The following is a 17,676-nucleotide window of genomic DNA, read 5'->3' as shown; positions in this document are numbered from 1 at the left end:
CTGACTTTGGCATTCATATCCTAAAGTAAATTTTCAGCGTAAAATATTCAGTGATTTTTCCTTCTTTTGACACCTGACATAGGTCATGTATATGGCATTTATTATTTCTGCTTTGCGACAGTTGTTTGATTTAGCTTATTTTATGGCTAAAGGCAGTGTGGCATATGCACGTAGAAAGGGGGTAAACGTCGGTGAAAACTGTCGAATTTATATTAAAAATTGGGGCTCAGAACCGTTTTTAGTCTCTATGGGTGATCACGTCACCGTCACTTCAGGTGTGAAGTTTATTACCCATGATGGCAGTACCTGTTTGGTCAAAGATGCACAAGGTAAACGCTATCAACGCTTTGCGCCAATTCAGGTTGGTTCGCATGTATTTATTGGTGTAAATAGCATTATTATGCCGGGTGTGAGTATTGGCTCCAATGTGGTGATTGGTGCAGGTTCGGTGGTCACCAAAGATATTCCTGACAATACTGTAGCGATTGGTGTACCTGCCAAAGTGGTGTCAAACTTTGCCGATTATCAAACCAAAATTCAAAGTACTTGCGCCAGTGATAGCGACTTGGTTGGGATCACCGATTATCAACAGCGTGTTGAACGGGCCATGCAAGTGCAACGGCAAAAATCCTCTTAATTCATTTTCCCCATATTTTAGGTTGTTCTATGCTGAATAAAATCATGTTTTTCTTGCCAACTTTAGGCGGTGGCGGTGCGGAGCGTACCGTGATCCAACTGGCAAATAACTTGGTACAGCAAGGCCGTGATGTCGATGTGGTGGTCTGTGATTTAAGCGGTGAAAAAGCCAAATTACTGCCTGAAGTCGACTCTAAAATTCAGCTGATTGATTTAAATTGCGGTCGTGTATTTCGTGCGATTCAACCCTTAAAAAAACTACTCAAAGCTGTCCCTTATGCTGCGGTGATTGCCACCCAAAGCCACAGCAATATTGTATGTGCGATTGCAAAACGTCTAGCAAAAAGTCAAAGCACTCTCATTTTACGTGAAGTGTCGACACCCTCGAAAAATATGAAGCTGACAGGGCTGAAAAAGTTTGTCTTTAACCGATTGGTGAATTGGACCTATTGCAGTGCGGATCAAGTGATCTGTGTATCGAATGGTGTATTGGACGATTTTAAGCAGTACTATCATTATGCTGAAGATAATCTCAGCACCATTTATAACCCTGTGATTGATAGTAGTTATTTGCAAAAACTCAAAGCACCGGTACAGCATCGATTCTTTAGCCAAGGTCATCAAGTGGTCTTGGCGGTTGGTCGTTTAACCGAAGCCAAGAATTTTGGATTGCTGATTCGCGCTTTCCATGAGTTACATCAAATCCATCCTGAAACTCGTCTCATTATTTTAGGTGAAGGCGAGTTACGTGCTGAATATGAAGCCTTAATTAAGGGACTGAATTTAACCGACGTGGTGGATTTACCAGGATTTGATCCAAATCCATATGCCTATTTTAAATATGCTTCACTGTTTGTTTTAAGCTCGAATTGGGAAGGTTTACCGGGTGTGTTGATTCAGGCATTGGCCTCCAACGTCAAAGTGGTCAGTACGGATTGTCCAAGTGGTCCACGTGAAATTTTGGCAGACGGTCAGTTTGGTCTATTGGTACCATGTGATGATCAAAAAGCTTTAAGTCATGCTATGCATCAAGCGCTGTATCATGATTATGTCGAGTTTGATGCTGAAGACGTTAAGCAACATTGTTTGCAATTCCATAAAGATACCGTGGTGCATCAGTACCGAGATTTGTTGGAGCCAAAGGCATGACTAAACCCTTAATGGTGCATGTCATCACCAACTTTGCAGGCGTCGGTGGTGCTGAGATGATGTTGGCACGTTTGATTCAATATACTGAAGATCAGTATCAGCATGTCATTATTGCTTTGATGAAAACCTCCGAGGTCTATCAAAGCACGCTTGATCGTTGTCAGTCATATTATGCACTGCAGTGGAATGGCCTAAATACCTTGGGCACGATTCAAAAACTGCGTGGTTTACTGAAAAAATTACAACCAAAAACCGTGCAATGTTGGATGTACCATGCCAATGCGTTGACCAGTCTCAGTGTCATCGGTTTAGCCCAAAAACCAAATGTGGTGTGGGGCATTCATCATTCATTGGCATCTCCAAAAGATGAATCGATCAGCACCAAAATCGCACTGGGTTTAAGTAAAGTTTTATCGAAACAACCTAACGCCATTATTTACTGTGCGCATTCATCTAAACAGCAACATAGCGATTATGGCTTTAAAAATGCCAATCAACATGTAATTGCCAATGGTGTATTTCTTGATAAATTTCAGCCGAATGCGCAGTTGCATCAACCGATCGTGATCGGTTTTGCAGGCACGTATAGACATGCCAAAGGCTATCCATATTTGTTTGAAACCATGGGTTTACTTAAAAATGAAAACATTATTTTTAAAATTGCAGGTTCAGGCGCCAGTTTAGAAAACCCAGACGTTAAAGCCTTATTTGAGCAATATCAGTTAGATCATCAAAAAGTCCATTTGCTTGATCAAATTTCAGATATGCCGGCTTTTTATCAATCCATTGATGCATTTCTGATGACCTCAATTACGGAAGGTTTTCCGAATGTATTGGTCGAAGCGATGGCATCGGGTTTACCGTGTATCAGTACAGATGTGGGTGATGCCAAATACATTGTGCAGGATTTAGGCAGTATTGTGCCACCAAGAAATGCCCAAGCCTTGGCAGATGCGATTTTGGCGTATGAACAAAAAACCGAGGCAGAAAAACAAGGCTTAAAACAAGCAACGCGTGAACGGGTCGAGCAGAATTTCAGTATTGCAACCGTCAGCCGTCAATATATGCAGGTGTGGAGCCAACAGGCATGAAATTTTTAATGATCAGTAGTTTTTTGCCGTCAGTACTGAATTTTCGTGGCAAATTATTGGAAGCCATTGCTTCCCAAGGCTATGAAATTCACATCATGGCACCTGATTTTGCAAGCTTTCCCGAAGAACAGAAAAAGTTACAAGCACTTGGCTATCACTTACATGAAATTCCGATGCAACGCACTGGTACCAATCCACTAGCGGACTTAAAACTGCTGAAAAACCTGTATCAACAGATTCGTCATATTCAGCCTGATTATGTGCTGTCGTATACCATTAAACCGGTGATTTATGGCACGCTTGCGTCATGGCTTGCCAAAGTACAGCATCGTTTTGCGTTGATTACAGGTCTTGGCTATGCCTTTCAAAATGTGGAATCAGGCAAGCGCAGTCTGTTCCAAAAAATGGTACATGGCTTATATGCCCAAGCCTTAAAACATAGCGACAAAGTGTTTTTTCAAAATCCTGATGATTTAAAACTGTTCCAAGACATGCTTTTGCTTGAAGCCGATAAGCCGACTGTGGTGGTGAATGGTTCAGGGGTCAATGTACAAGACTTTGATGTGATGCCCTTACCGAAAAATGCACAAGGACAGGTCAAAGCATCTTTCTTGCTGATTGCACGCCTGCTCGGTGATAAAGGTGTACGTGAATATGCGGAATCGGCACGCATCATCAAAGCGCAATATCCTGAAGCAGAATTTCATTTGGTCGGTTGGATTGACGATAATCCATCTGCGATTACCCAAGCTGAACTTGATCAATGGATGGCTGATGGGCGTCTCAAATATTGGGGTAAACTCAGTGATGTCCGTCCTGCGATTGCACAAAGCTCTGTGTATGTATTGCCATCTTATCGTGAAGGTACGCCACGTACCGTACTAGAAGCCATGGCAATGGGACGTGCGGTGATTACCACTGATGCGCCGGGTTGTCGTGAAACCGTATCGCATGGTGTAAACGGCTATTTGGTCGAAGTAAAATCAGTCGATGATTTGGTGAAAAACATGCAATATTTTATTGAAGATCCAAAACTCATCGAGTTGATGGGGCAACGCTCCCGTGAAATTGCCCTGAATAAATATGATGTGCATCAGGTGAATAAACATATGCTTGCTGAAATGGGAATCATCGATATCAATTTAGAGTCTGGCGCATGTTGATTAAATACATCAAAAGCGATTTATATCGTTATACGGGAAAAGTCAGTTTTAAATTGTTTATTAAAAACTACCTATTTAATCGCGGCTTTAATTTTTCATTTTGGTTACGTATTGCCAGTTCAAAAACGTTTTTAGCAAAACTTGCTTACCCCATTTATTATTATAAAAGAAAGCAATATGGGATCGATATTCATACCACGACTAAAATTGGCTATGGCTTATATATTGGACATGGTGGACCTTTAGTCATTAATCCCACAGCAGAGCTTGGGCATAACGTCAATTTATCTCAATTCACAACGATTGGCGCCAATGGTGTTCGTCGTGCAGCCAAAATTGGTAATAATGTTTATATTGGACCTCATGTCTGTATCGTGGAATCAATTACGATTGGTGATAATTCAACGATTGGCGCGGGTAGTGTGGTGACGAAAGATATTCCTGAAAATGCCACGGCTGTGGGAAATTATGCCAAAGTGATTCACATGAATAATGCAGGTCAATCTGTAAATAGACGTTGGACAGATCTTGACTAAAGGGCAGAGGAATTCAATGTTAAAACGTATTATTGATATCACCATTGCTTCCACGGCTTTAATTCTGCTGTCACCCGTGTATTTGATCGTGGCACATAAAGTGAAAAAGAATCTCGGTTCACCGGTGCTGTTTCGTCAGGTGCGTCCGGGTTTACATGGCAAGCCATTTGAAATGATCAAGTTCCGCACCATGAAAGATGCACTGGATACGGAGGGCAACCCATTACCCGACAGCGAACGCCTCACCCCATTTGGTAAAATGCTCCGTGCCACCAGTCTCGATGAAATGCCTGAACTGTGGAACGTGATTAAAGGCGATATGAGCATCGTGGGTCCACGTCCACTGCTGATGGAATATCTGCCTTTATATAATCAGGAACAAGCCAAACGTCACAACGTGCGTCCGGGCATCACGGGTTATGCGCAAGTGAATGGTCGCAATGCCATTTCATGGGAAAAGAAATTCGAACTCGATACATGGTATGTTGAACATCAGTCACTGTGGCTCGATTTTAAAATCATGCTGAAAACCATAAAAAAAGTCATTGCCAAGGATGATATTAGTGCCGAAGGCGAGGCAACCACGACGAAATTTACCGGTACACCGGAACAAAAAAAATGACAACACTTTATGCAATTTATGGTGCTTCAGGTTGCGGGCGCAGTTTAATGCCTGTGGCGCGTCAGCAATTATTACGTGAAAAAAAAGAGGCTGAAATTGTCTTTATTGATGATGCCTTAACAGAAATCGGTTCGGTGAATGGTCATCGTGCTATGAATTACTCAGCATTCTTAAATGAATCAGCATCGACAAAATACGTACAAATCGCGATTGCCAATAGTCGGGTACGTGAAAAAATCGCCCAACGTTTAGAAGCTAATGGCATTGGGCTTTGGTCAATCTCTGCCGATAACGTCATTTTCATGGATGAAGTGCAAATCGCGGAAGGTTCAGCCTTAGGCCCGTTTGTCACCATTACCTCCAATATTAAAATCGGCAAATGCTTCCATGCCAATTTATATAGCTATGTGGAGCATGATTGTGTGATTGGGGATTTCGTTACCTTTGCGCCAGGCGTAAAATGCAACGGCAATATTCATATTCATGACCATGCCTATATCGGCGCAGGTGCCATGATTAAGCAGGGTACCCCCGATCAGCCTTTGGTGATTGGTAAAGGTGCGACTGTCGGTATGGGCGCCGTAGTCACCAAAAGTGTGCCGGCAGGTGCAACAGTGGTCGGTAATCCTGCACGGATTGTCACCACTTCACAGCAATAAGTTTTAGGAAAATTCCATGTTAAACAGTGCATTTGAGCCTTGGCCAAGCTTTACTCAAGCAGAAGCCGATGCGGTGTCAAACGTCCTTCTTTCCAATAAAGTCAATTATTGGACAGGTCAGGAATGCCGTGAATTTGAAAAGGAATTTGCACAGTTCGTTGGAACAAAACAAGCCGTTGCCGTCGCGAATGGCACAGTGGCACTGGATTTAGCACTGAAAGCCTTAGGCATCGGTGCAGGTGATGATGTAATTGTCACTTCACGTACTTTCCTTGCTTCAGCAAGCTCGATTGTCACTGCAGGTGCCAATCCAATCTTTGCTGATGTGGAGCTCGATTCACAAAATATCTCACGCCGTACCATTGAAGCAGTGATTACACCGAATACCAAAGCCATTATTTGTGTACATTTGGCAGGTTGGATGTGTGATATGGACCCGATCATGCAACTCGCTGAGGAAAAAGGCATCTTCGTGATTGAAGACTGCGCCCAAGCGCATGGTGCGATGTACAAAGGCAAATCCGCAGGTTCAATTGGTCATATTGGTGCATGGTCGTTTTGCCAAGACAAGATTATGACTACCGGCGGTGAAGGCGGTATGGTCACCACCAATGATGAAAATCTTTGGAAAAAAATGTGGTCATACAAAGACCATGGCAAAAACTTTGATAGCGTCTATAACAAACAACATCCACCGGGTTTCCGTTGGTTACACGACTCATTTGGCACCAACTGGCGCATGATGGAAATGCAAGCGGTGATTGGTCGTTTGCAACTGAAAGAAATGCCGGAATGGACAGAAAAACGTAATGCCCATATGGCACGCATCCAAGCGGTATTTGAACATAGTCCTTATTTTACAGTCGCTAAACCATCGTCAGATTATGTGCATGCGAGTTATAAATGCTATGTACAGGTCAATGTTGATGCCTTACCTGAAGGCTGGTCACGTGATCGCATCATGGCAGAAATCAGTGCGCAAGCGGTGCCATGTTTTAGTGGCTCATGTTCAGAAGTGTATTTAGAAAAAGCTTTTGATGAGACACCGTGGCGCCCAGTAACACGTTTAGCCAATGCGAAAGCTTTAGGTGAAAGCAGTCTGATGTTCTTGGTGCATCCAACACTGTCTGAACACAGCCTACAAAAAACCGTAGATGCGATTCAAAGCGTGATTGCCAAGATTCACGGTTAAAACAGCGTATAATCACAGCGTGCTTTTTCAGCCAAGATAACTGAGCCTCAATGAAAGATTTTATTCGTTCCATTGCATCCTTACCGCGTCGCCAAAAACAAGTGGTTTTGGTGATCATGGACATGTGCATGTTGCCACTGATGATGTGGCTGGCCTATGCCATTCGTTTGGCACGCCCAAATGTGACCGTGATGCAAGGGCTTGAGGCTTGGTATATCTATGTGGCGATCGCAGGCGTACTGATTTTTGCCTTGCTCGGAATTTACCGTGCCATTGTACGTTCATTTAATGAAGATTATTTACTGCGTATTTCGATTGGGACATTTATTCAAATTGTGGCGTTGTATGCTATTAAAAAATTAGATGTTGCTTTTATTCCGATGAGTATTCCACTCATGTATGGCTTTATGCTGTTTTCCTACATGTGGTGGAGTCGCGCGGTCATTCGTTATGCGACCCTTAAAACCTTTGCCAAAAAACAAACTCGCAAACGTGTGGCGATTTATGGGGCAGGTTTAGCAGGACAGCAAATTGCGGCTGCCTTAAATCGTTCTGATGATTATTTACCTGTTTGTTTTATTGATGATAAAAAATCACTGAAAGGGCAGTCTTTAAGTGGTTTAAAAATTTATTCCCCAAAAAAAGCGCAAAAGAAACTCAGCAAATTTGGTATTGAAGAAGTTTTACTTGCCATGCCATCGGTGGGGCGTGCCCGTAAAAAGGAAATTATTGAATCCTTTGAAGCCACTGATGTGAAAATTATGGAATTACCGGGTGTGACACAACTGGTTGATGGTAAAGTCAAAGTGTCTGATATCCGTGAAGTGGATATTATTGATTTATTGGGTCGTGATCCTGTACCACCAAAGCCTGAGCTTTTAGAGAAAAATATTAAAGATAAAGTCGTGATGGTGACTGGGGCGGGGGGGTCAATCGGTTCTGAGCTGTGTCGTCAAATCGTCAAGCATCAACCGAAAATGTTGGTGCTATTTGAAATGTCCGAGTTTGCCTTGTATTCGATTGATCGAGAGTTACAAAGCACAGGTGTTCAAATTATTCCTGTTCTTGGATCAGTCACAAATCAAGCAAAATTAGAGCGTGTTTTGAAAGAACATGGCGTGCAAACGGTCTATCACGCTGCCGCTTATAAACATGTGCCCTTGGTCGAAGCCAATCCATTTGAGGGGATTTACAATACTTCGATTGGCACGCAGCGTAGTGTAGATGCTGCGGTTGCACAAGGGGTTGAAACCTTTGTCTTGATTTCGACTGATAAAGCAGTACGTCCGACTAATGTGATGGGGGCATCTAAGCGTATGGCGGAATTATATTGCCAAGGTTTAGCATCGACCAATCCAAAGACACAAATCAGTATTGTTCGTTTTGGTAATGTGTTGGGTTCATCGGGTTCAGTTGTACCACTGTTTAAGAAGCAAATTGCCCAAGGTGGTCCTGTAACGGTAACTCATCCTGAAGTGACGCGTTACTTTATGACTATTCCTGAAGCGGCGCAACTTGTGATTCAAGCTGGTGCAATGGGTACGGGGGGTGATGTATTTTTGTTGGATATGGGGGAGCCTGTAAAAATAGTCGATTTAGCCAAACAAATGATTCGTTTAAGTGGTTTCCGTCCTATCGATGAAAATGGGGTAGGGGATATTGAGATTCAGTTTACAGGTTTACGTCCTGGTGAAAAACTGTATGAAGAGTTATTGATTGATCAGGAAGGTGTCGAAAAAACAGGGCATGAGCGGATTTTAAAGTGTTTTGAGAAATTTTATAAACATGGTGAAATATCGAATGTTTATAATGAATTTAATGAAATCATGAGGGATGAAAGTAAAGTTCAATTTATGAAGATATTACGAACCTATGTAGATGGATTTGTACATTCATAATATTAAAAAACAACACTAAAACATAGGTTTTGTCAAAAAACAAAGACAACAAAGATGGTTTTTACTATAATGTGTGGAAATCTGTAAGTGAACTCTTACTAATTATATAAGTAGATGAAATAAGCCATTAATAGGAAGGATTAGAAGTCTGAAATGCAAGTTTTTTCTAAAAAGATATTTTCTAATTCCCTATGGATGATGCTTGAAAAAGTGATTTCCATTTTTGGTTTAATTTTTGTAAATGCATTGATGGCGAAATATATAGGGCCTGAAAATTTTGGTAAATTAGCTTTTACCACTTCTATTTTTTTATTTGTACAGACCTTGGCATGGTTTGGTGCTCAAAATATTCTATTTAAAAGATTTAGCCAAAATGCTCAATCTGGATTAAAGCTAGCTATATCCACTCAAAAAATGCGACAATTTTTTTGTGTGTTAGTTTCTGCGATCGCTCTGGTATATTTATGGTTGTATACAGATCCGCTCACCTTTATATTTGGACTAGGCAATTTTATAGCAAGCTATTTTATAGTGAGTGATTTTTACACAACTTATAATAATAGTCAGTTAATTTCCTATGTAAATGCCATTTCAAACACAATTGGTTTAGCTTTGGCTTTAGTTTTAAGGTTTTTTTTAGTGCTTTTTGAAGCAGAACCTTACACTATGGTCTATCCAATTATTATCATTGCATTGATTCCATATTTGTTAAGAAAAATTTACTACCATCAGCAGAACAAGAGAATTTATGTTGCACATACAAAAAAATATAATAAATATTTATTTTTTACGGGTGGTAGTTTAGTTTTTTCAACATTATCTATTGTTTTTTATACACAAATTTCAAATATATTTTTGGCGAAGTTTGTTTCCTTTTCAGAATTAGCCATTTATAACGTTGCTATGACTTTGGGTGGAGCTTGGGGCTTTGTAAACTTAGCTTTAATTACAAGTTTTTTTTCCAAAGTTTATGAAGAAAAGCAATTTGAAGTTCAACAAAAGATTTTAAAGCAATTACATATCATTGTTCTTCTAATTTCAGGTTGTGCACTTTCAGGTGTATTGTGGTTAGGTGAGTGGGTTGTAGCATGGCTATATGGGGCTGAATATCTTCTATCATCAGATATACTTCCTTATATCGTTATAGGTACCGCATTGTCAGCACTAGGTACAATTAGCTATCGTTATATGATTGCATTTAATGCTTATAAATATTTAGCTATTAAAATGTTTAGTATGGCTATTTTAAGTATAGGAATTTCATATCTTTTGATAAAAGAATACGGTATTTTGGGGGCAGTAATGTGCTATGTTGGTGTGGAGTTAATTTCCTTAACAATAGCTAATTATTTTTTCAAAAAAGGAATTATTTTAAAAATGCATGCAAATATTCTATCGGGTAAGTTATTCAAATGAAATATCTCAGATTTTTATCATTAATCTCTTCAAAATTACATGCAAAAATTCTTTTTTTATTTATTTTTAAAAGATGGTTGTTTTTATCAAAGAGTAAAGTTAAAACATTGAATGAAAAAATTCAATGGCTTAAGTTTAATGAATACCATAAAAAAATATATACTAAATGTGCAGATAAATATTTGGTTAGAGAGTATGTTGCTGAAAAAGGTTGTTCAGAAATTCTAAATCCTTTGATAGCTAATTATAATAATTTTGAAGAAATTGACTTTGATAAATTGCCTGAGAAATTCGCATTAAAATGTAATCACGGTGCAGGCTTTAACATTATTGTTGAAGATAAAAATCAATTAGATCGAAAAAATATTAAGTTAAAACTTGATAACTGGATGAAAACTGATTTTTCATTGTTTAGTGCAGAGCCACATTATAAAAAAATTCCTAGAAAAATTATTTGCGAGGAGTTCTTAGTTAATGAATTTGGGCAATTTCCAGATGACTACAAGTTTTACTGTTTTGATGGGGTACCAAAATATGTAATGCTTTGTCAAGGCCGTAAAAATGCTGAAACTAAATTTTATTACTTTGATATGGATTGGAATTTGGCTCCTTTAAGTAAGGACTCTTTAGATGCAATTAATCAAAACATAAAAATAGAAAAACCAATTGCGTTTGATGAGATGAAAAAATATGCATATAAGCTATCATCAGACTTTAAATTCGTAAGAGCTGATTTTTATCATGTAAATGGAAAGGTGATTTTTGGCGAGTTAACTTTCACTCCTTCTGCTGGATTAGATCGAGATAGGTTGGAAAAAACAGATTTACTTTTAGGTGATTTATTAAATTTAGGTTAATGGAATATTTATGAATATTTTGATTATAGGTTCAGGGAATTGTGGTATTACATATGCTGCAGATTTAACATTGAAAGGTCATAAAGTTTCTTTGCTTAAAAGCTCATCTAGAGATTTCGATGTTAAAACAAAATATATTATTGAAAATAATAATACTTTATTATTTAAAGATGGCGGTAAGTCAAAAAAAGTAAAAATATCTAAAATCACTAATTCATATGATGAAGCATTTTTGGAAGAAAGAGATATTATTATTATATGCTCTCAAACAAATTATCATGAGGAAATAGTAAAAAAAATAAAACCTTATATTGTTAATACTGATGTGGTTTATATCCAACCTGGATATGCATCTACTGCATATTTTATAAAAAATAATATACAATGTACAATTGTAGAAGCGCAAAGTTCACCAATTGATTGTCGTGTTACAAGTAATGGTGAAGCTGAAGTATTATTTAAAAATGTTAGAAATCCTATAGGCATCTATCCAAAACAAAATTTAGATACTGCTAAAATAAAACTTGATCAATTGAATTTTAATTTTGTTTATCTCAAAAATATTTTTGAAGCTGCTTTACATAACCCTAATCTGATTGTACATACTATTGGTGCAATTATGAGTATTCCGAGAATTGAATATTCTAAGGGGGATTATTGGATGTATAAAGAAGTTTTTACCCCTAGTGTTTGGAACTTAGTAGAAAATTTAGATCAAGAAAAAAATAATATACTTTTAAGTTTAGGACTTTCTAAACTAAGTTATGTAGATGCATGTAAATACAGGAATTTTCATGATCTATCAATTGACTCCAAATCAGCTTTTTTTGATTATGCAATGAATCATTCTCCAAAAGGCCCTGATATTAGTAATTCTAGATATATTACTGAAGATGTATCACAGGGCTTAGTTTTACTAGAATCTTTAGGGAAATTGTTAAGCGTAGAGACACCATTAGCTACATCACTAATTAATTTAGCTAATTTCTCATTGAACAGAGATTTTCGCGTAAATGGTAGAACAGTTCAAAATTTGGGATTAACAGCAGAATTAATAAACCTTCTGGTAAAGGAATAAATATTTTGAAAATTACAGTCGTTGGAACAGGCTACGTAGGATTGTCAAATGCTGTTCTTTTTGCGAAGCAGCATCACGTCATTAGTTTGGATATTAATTCTGCACGTATTGATTTAATTAATCAAAAAAAGTCACCCATAGCAGATGACTATATTGAACAAGCGTTAAGTGAACAAAAGTTGAATTTAACTGCAACCTTAAATGCTGAGCAAGCATATAAAGATGCCGATTACATTATTGTTGCTACGCCAACCAATTATGATGCTGAAACGAATTATTTCGATACCTCATCGATTGAAAGTGTAATTGCACAAATTTTGCCAATCAACACCACAGCAACTATTATTATTAAATCGACTATACCTGTGGGATATACGTCACAGTTGAAACAGAAATTTCAAACCAATCAAATTGTATTCGCCCCAGAGTTTTTACGTGAAGGAAAAGCACTTTACGATAATTTATATCCATCTCGAATTATTGTGGGTGAAAAATCTGAACGTGGTGAAGCGATTGCTCAGCTTTATTTAGATGCAACCATTGAGAAAAATGCGCCCACACGTTGCATGGATTCGACTGAAGCAGAAGCGGTAAAGTTATTTTCTAATACTTATTTAGCAATGCGTGTAGCTTATTTTAACGAGCTTGATACCTACTGCGAAAAAAATAATCTAAACAGTTTGGATATTGTCCAAGGTGTAAGTTTAGACCCACGAATTGGAAACCATTACAACAATCCTTCATTTGGTTATGGTGGATATTGTTTGCCAAAAGATACCAAACAGCTTTTAGCAAATTATAAAGGTGTACCACAAAACTTAATCCAAGCGATTATTCATTCAAACCAAACACGAAAGCAGTTTATTGTTAAAGAAATTTTGAAAAAACGTCCTAATGTAGTAGGTGTGTATCGTTTAACGATGAAAGCAGGTTCAGACAACTTTCGTGATTCTGCGATTCAAGACATTATGCGCGAATTAAAAGAATACAATGTAGAGATTATTGTCTATGAACCAACATTGAATGTTGAACATTATGAAGGATATTCAGTCCAAAATAATTTAAATGAATTTCTCAATATTTCAGATGTGATTTTAGCGAATCGTATGAATGAAGATTTAACAGAAGTAAAGTCTAAGTTATATACACGTGATTTGTTTGGAGAAAATTAAATTTGAATATATCGAAAACACAGGCTAATTATGACATCATAATATTAAATTTAATAATGATTTGTTTTTTTTTGATACCTGTGGTGGGTGAAATATTACCATTTTTATTTTTATTTTTTATATATTCTATAAAAAAATACAAGCTTAATGCAGTAATGGTTTTGTATATAATAATTTTAATTTTTTTTAGTTTATATGTTTCTGTAGTTGATATCATTAAAGGTGCAGGGATAGAAGTTTTTGGTAAGTTATTATATCCAATTTTATTTTTCCTCGTAGGTGTTATTTTTTATGATAAATATGGACGTGAAGCTAGTGCAAATTTGAAATTAAATTGTTCATTGTCTTTATTGTTTTTTTGCATATTATCTATGATTCATACTCTATGGAATTATGGAAGTTATTCAGATTTCACAGTGAATAATGGTCGTGTTATATATGAGTTTATAACAAATGTAAAATATAGTAATACAGCTATTAATGGTTTTTTATCTGGATCAATGGTTCTATTTCCATTGTTTATGGTAAAAAATAATGGATTATCTAAGAGTAAAAATTTTATAGTTTTATTAATGGGAATTATATCAATTTATATAGGTATAACTTTAGGAAATAGATCAACATTTATAATGGTTTTTGGTGTTTTTATTTTACTTATTTTTATTTGTAAGTTTGATTGGATGAAATTTATTCCTCTTGTAGCATTGGTTGCGATTTACTACCTAATTTTTTTTAATGAAACAATATTAGGTAAAAGAATGGAATCAGATGATGGATTAGATAACAGTAGGCTAAGAAACTGGATCGAAGGGTTTGAAATTATTAAACAAAACTTTTTAATTGGAAGTGATTTAAGAACAAGTGATGTTTTTGCACATAATTTTATCTTAGATATAGCTATTCCATATGGTTTTTTTCCGGCACTACTTTTGTTTTTAATGTTGTTACTAGGACTGGGGCTGTTTACAAAATTTATTTTTTTAAGAAAGAAAAACTTTTTTTCAGTGTATTTTGTGGCTTTGTTTTTTGGAATTTTTGTAATATTTTTAATTGAACCAGTTTATCAGGGTTTATTTAAACTTTATTGTTTTTATTCTCTAATTATTGGTATGGGATTTTCGTATTTTTCTAAACTAGATAAAAGGAAAAATTGTGATATTTAGAACATTGAGTTTGGTTACAATTTATATTCCAACCTTTAATAGATTGGAACTTTTGAAAAGATCAGTAAATTCTGTTTTGAATCAAACGTATTCTAATATTGAGTTAATCGTTGTTGATGATTGTTCAACAGACGGTACTCAAGATTATTTAAAAGAAATTTCTAGTCAAGATAGTCGTGTTAAATATTTTTTAAAAGAAAAGAATTCTGGAGCATGTGTTAGCCGTAATATCGCAATACGTAATGCTCAGGGATATTTTATTACTGGTCTAGATGATGATGATTTTTTTGATCTAGACAGAATTGAAAGCTTAGTAAATGCTTGGAGAAAGAAAAATGAAGGAACAATAGCTCTAAGTACTTTATATAAAATTAAAAATAAAAATAAAACTATTTATGGTAAGAAATTATTTAAAAATAAATTTATAAAATTTGATGATTTATTTTTAAATAATGCTGTTGGAAACCAAATTTTTACTAAAACTGAAGTTTTAAAAAAAATTGATGGTTTTGATGAGAATTTAAAATGTTGGCAGGATTTAGAATGTTGGTTAAGGGTTTTAAATATTGGTAATATTGAAAAAATATTTTTACATAGTTATACCATTGATGTCAGTCATGATAAGCCGAGAATAGGAAATAGTAATCATACGAAATATTTAAAAAGTTATGATTATATTTCAAAAAAACACGATTTAAGAGGATGGAAAAAGGAATATTTGTATATCCAAACATTTAATTGTAACGGTGTTGATGTTGACAAAGGGACTATTTTAAAAGTCTTAAAAAAATACCCTTCTTTTGAGTTATTTATAATGGTGTTGAAGGCATACGTGAAAGGTGTTAAATGAAAGTTTTTATTTGGATGAATTATCCTTCTCATCATCAATCATTTTTCTTTCAAACTCTTGTTGAAAAGGGCGTAGATTTAAAAGTTGGTTATTATGAAAAAATAACTGAAGAACGAAAGAAAATGGGGTGGAATGAGTTTTCATTTAATGATTATGAGATACAAGTAGATCTTCATCAAGTAGATGATTATTTAAATTCTTATAAGGAATACATTCATATTTTGCCTGGTTATGGCAGTTCTTTTACTCGTACGCTTTGTATGAAACTGTCAAATAAAAAAATAAAATGGGCTCATTGGAGTGAAAAATCTACACCAGGCTTACGATGGTACAGATCATATTTTGTAAAAAAATGGTATGCCTATATGGTGAATAATTATGCTTTGGGTGCATTTTCGCAAGGTAAATTAGCTGAGTTAGACTTTATAAGATGGGGAATTAAGAAAGAAATAGCGCATTTAAGCTACTCCATCAAGCCGTTAGCAGTCAGTAAAGAAAATCACGAAATCATTAATTTTAAAGGTGATAGAAAAGCATTTATGTATTTAGGAAGATTAATTCATTTGAAAGGAGTTGATTTACTTTTAAAAGCCTTTTCTCACATTAAAAATGAAGATTGGTGTCTTATAATTGTTGGCGATGGTTGTGATAAAAAAAAATTAGTAAACCTCAGTATACATTTAGGCTTAGATAAAAATATTTTATTCTGTCCTTCTGTGAGTTCAAATGATGTGGGTGAAATATTAAGCGCTGCTGATGTAATTGTACTTCCAAGTCGTGAAGATGGTTGGGGCGTTGTTTTGAATGAAGCTGCTAGTTTAGGAAAACCCATAATAGCTTCTGATATGGTTGGTGCATCATGGCATCTTATTGAGGATGGTCAGAATGGATATAAATTTAAGTCAAATAATTTTAAAGATCTTCAAATTAAAATGGAAATTTATACTAATGAAAAAATTTCTTTGTTAGATCATGGATCTCATTCATTAAAATTGTTTAAAAAATTTAATAGTGAGGCCATGGCTAATAATTTAATTAATGCTTTAGATAAGTGGGTTAATAAATGAAATTAATGGTGGATGCTTCTATTACTTCAGTTGGTGGTGGAGTACAAGTTGCTTTGGCTTTTATTGAAAATATAGCTAATGATCCAGAATTTGAAGTGATTTGTGTTGTAAATACACAGATTGATCAACAATTATCCGTATTAACTAAATCAAAATTTAAGCATTATTATGTCGAAAATACAGTATCAGTGTTTTTCAAATTTTTCCAAGGTTTTAGAATTTCAAAAATTGAAAAAAAATATAAACCTGATTTTGTATTTGTTGTTTTTGGACCTGCATATTGGAAACCTAAAGCTCCTACATTACAGGGTTTTGCTTTAGGTAAAATGTTATATCAAAAAGAATTGAAATTGGGATTATTTGAAAAATTTCTAAATTTTGTAAAAGCTAAATTGTTTTTAATGTGTGATTCTTATTTGGTAGTTGAAACAGAACTTGTAAAGCAAAAATTATCATCTTTTTTAAATTATGATTCCTCAAAAATTTTTGTTATTGGAAATTCATTTAGCCCATCTTTTTTAGATTATTTAGCCACATCTAAAGAAATTGAAGAAAGTGGAAGTGAGTATTTTCAAATTCTTGTTCCCTGTAGTTATTATCCACATAAAAATTTAGAAAGAGTGATTTTTTCTCTAGTTTTTTTAAAAGAAAAACATAGTGAATTAGTTTCAAAGTTAAAATTACTCTTTACTATTCCTAAAGAGAGTACGGAATGGCTGAAATTATATAATTTAGCCAAAAATAATGGAGTTGAAGAATATATAGATTCGGCAGGATTTATTCCTAATTCAAAATTTGCGGGACTATATCTAAGCAGTCATGCAGTGATTTGCGCAAGTATAGTTGAATCTTCAACAGCCGTATTTCCTGAGGCTTTCTTGTCAAAGCGACCACTATTAGCTAGCAAAAGGGATTTTGCAACAGAACTATGTGGGGATGCTGCACTTTATTTTGATCCATTAGATGAAGAAAATATTGCCGATGCAATTTTTGAAATCGTGACAAATGCACCTTTGCGTGATGAATTAGTCAAACGTGGTATACAGGTATTGCATGATAATTATCCATCTGCTGTTAGCAAATGGGGTATGCAACGAAAATTAATTATTGAATTGGTAACCAAGTAG

General features: G+C 35.7%; 17 protein-coding genes. All 17 read left to right on the top strand.

Annotated elements, in window-relative coordinates:
- Positions 1–91: 91 nt before the first annotated feature.
- Positions 92–637 (top strand): acyltransferase, encoded by a 546-nt coding sequence (locus FTV32_RS09840; protein ID WP_180028538.1) that lies wholly within the window; start codon positions 92–94, stop codon positions 635–637.
- A gap of 29 nt (positions 638–666) precedes the next feature.
- The gene (locus tag FTV32_RS09835) at positions 667–1,785 is read left to right on the top strand and encodes a glycosyltransferase (protein ID WP_180028537.1); all 1,119 of its coding nucleotides are present in this window, start codon (positions 667–669) and stop codon (positions 1,783–1,785) included.
- On the top strand, positions 1,782–2,876 hold the full coding sequence (locus FTV32_RS09830) for a glycosyltransferase (RefSeq protein ID WP_180028536.1): 1,095 nt from the start codon (positions 1,782–1,784) through the stop codon (positions 2,874–2,876). The genes FTV32_RS09835 and FTV32_RS09830 overlap by 4 nt, the downstream gene beginning before the upstream one ends.
- Positions 2,873–4,039 (top strand): glycosyltransferase family 4 protein, encoded by a 1,167-nt coding sequence (locus FTV32_RS09825; RefSeq protein WP_180028535.1) that lies wholly within the window; start codon positions 2,873–2,875, stop codon positions 4,037–4,039. Before FTV32_RS09830 ends, FTV32_RS09825 begins: the two co-directional genes overlap by 4 nt.
- A complete protein-coding gene (locus tag FTV32_RS09820; protein WP_180028534.1) occupies positions 4,033–4,575 on the top strand; it encodes a serine O-acetyltransferase in 543 nt (180 codons plus the stop codon). Before FTV32_RS09825 ends, FTV32_RS09820 begins: the two co-directional genes overlap by 7 nt.
- A 16-nt stretch (positions 4,576–4,591) precedes the next feature.
- Positions 4,592–5,197, top strand: a complete 606-nt coding sequence (locus FTV32_RS09815; protein WP_180028533.1) for a sugar transferase — start codon at positions 4,592–4,594, stop codon at positions 5,195–5,197.
- Positions 5,194–5,856: an acetyltransferase gene (locus tag FTV32_RS09810; protein ID WP_180028532.1), complete on the top strand. Its 663-nt coding sequence runs from the start codon at positions 5,194–5,196 to the stop codon at positions 5,854–5,856. Before FTV32_RS09815 ends, FTV32_RS09810 begins: the two co-directional genes overlap by 4 nt.
- 16 nt (positions 5,857–5,872) lie before the next feature.
- Positions 5,873–7,048 carry a DegT/DnrJ/EryC1/StrS aminotransferase family protein gene (locus FTV32_RS09805; RefSeq protein WP_180028531.1) on the top strand — a complete coding sequence of 392 codons (1,176 nt, stop codon included), beginning with the start codon at positions 5,873–5,875 and terminating at the stop codon, positions 7,046–7,048.
- A 50-nt stretch (positions 7,049–7,098) separates the two neighbouring features.
- Positions 7,099–8,946: a nucleoside-diphosphate sugar epimerase/dehydratase gene (locus FTV32_RS09800; RefSeq protein WP_180028530.1), complete on the top strand. Its 1,848-nt coding sequence runs from the start codon at positions 7,099–7,101 to the stop codon at positions 8,944–8,946.
- A 153-nt stretch (positions 8,947–9,099) separates the two neighbouring features.
- The gene (locus tag FTV32_RS09795; protein WP_180028529.1) at positions 9,100–10,362 is read left to right on the top strand and encodes an oligosaccharide flippase family protein; all 1,263 of its coding nucleotides are present in this window, start codon (positions 9,100–9,102) and stop codon (positions 10,360–10,362) included.
- Positions 10,359–11,219: an ATP-grasp fold amidoligase family protein gene (locus tag FTV32_RS09790; RefSeq protein ID WP_180028528.1), complete on the top strand. Its 861-nt coding sequence runs from the start codon at positions 10,359–10,361 to the stop codon at positions 11,217–11,219. The genes FTV32_RS09795 and FTV32_RS09790 overlap by 4 nt, the downstream gene beginning before the upstream one ends.
- Positions 11,220–11,229: 10 nt before the next feature.
- Positions 11,230–12,297: an NAD/NADP octopine/nopaline dehydrogenase family protein gene (locus FTV32_RS09785; protein WP_180028527.1), complete on the top strand. Its 1,068-nt coding sequence runs from the start codon at positions 11,230–11,232 to the stop codon at positions 12,295–12,297.
- A gap of 5 nt (positions 12,298–12,302) precedes the next feature.
- Positions 12,303–13,469: a nucleotide sugar dehydrogenase gene (locus tag FTV32_RS09780; RefSeq protein WP_180028526.1), complete on the top strand. Its 1,167-nt coding sequence runs from the start codon at positions 12,303–12,305 to the stop codon at positions 13,467–13,469.
- Between the two features lie 2 nt (positions 13,470–13,471).
- Entirely contained in the window at positions 13,472–14,632 is a 1,161-nt protein-coding gene (locus FTV32_RS09775; RefSeq protein WP_180028525.1) for a hypothetical protein, read from the top strand.
- Complete coding sequence (locus FTV32_RS09770) at positions 14,622–15,482, top strand: glycosyltransferase family 2 protein (protein ID WP_180028524.1); 861 nt, start codon at positions 14,622–14,624, stop codon at positions 15,480–15,482. The genes FTV32_RS09775 and FTV32_RS09770 overlap by 11 nt, the downstream gene beginning before the upstream one ends.
- The gene (locus FTV32_RS09765) at positions 15,479–16,549 is read left to right on the top strand and encodes a glycosyltransferase (RefSeq protein ID WP_180028523.1); all 1,071 of its coding nucleotides are present in this window, start codon (positions 15,479–15,481) and stop codon (positions 16,547–16,549) included. The genes FTV32_RS09770 and FTV32_RS09765 overlap by 4 nt, the downstream gene beginning before the upstream one ends.
- Positions 16,546–17,676, top strand: a complete 1,131-nt coding sequence (locus FTV32_RS09760; RefSeq protein ID WP_180028522.1) for a glycosyltransferase — start codon at positions 16,546–16,548, stop codon at positions 17,674–17,676. Before FTV32_RS09765 ends, FTV32_RS09760 begins: the two co-directional genes overlap by 4 nt.

It is taken from the genome of Acinetobacter sp. YH16032 (assembly GCF_013417345.1).
GTDB lineage: Bacteria > Pseudomonadota > Gammaproteobacteria > Pseudomonadales > Moraxellaceae > Acinetobacter.
This window is presented reverse-complemented; position numbering and strand designations above follow the sequence as displayed.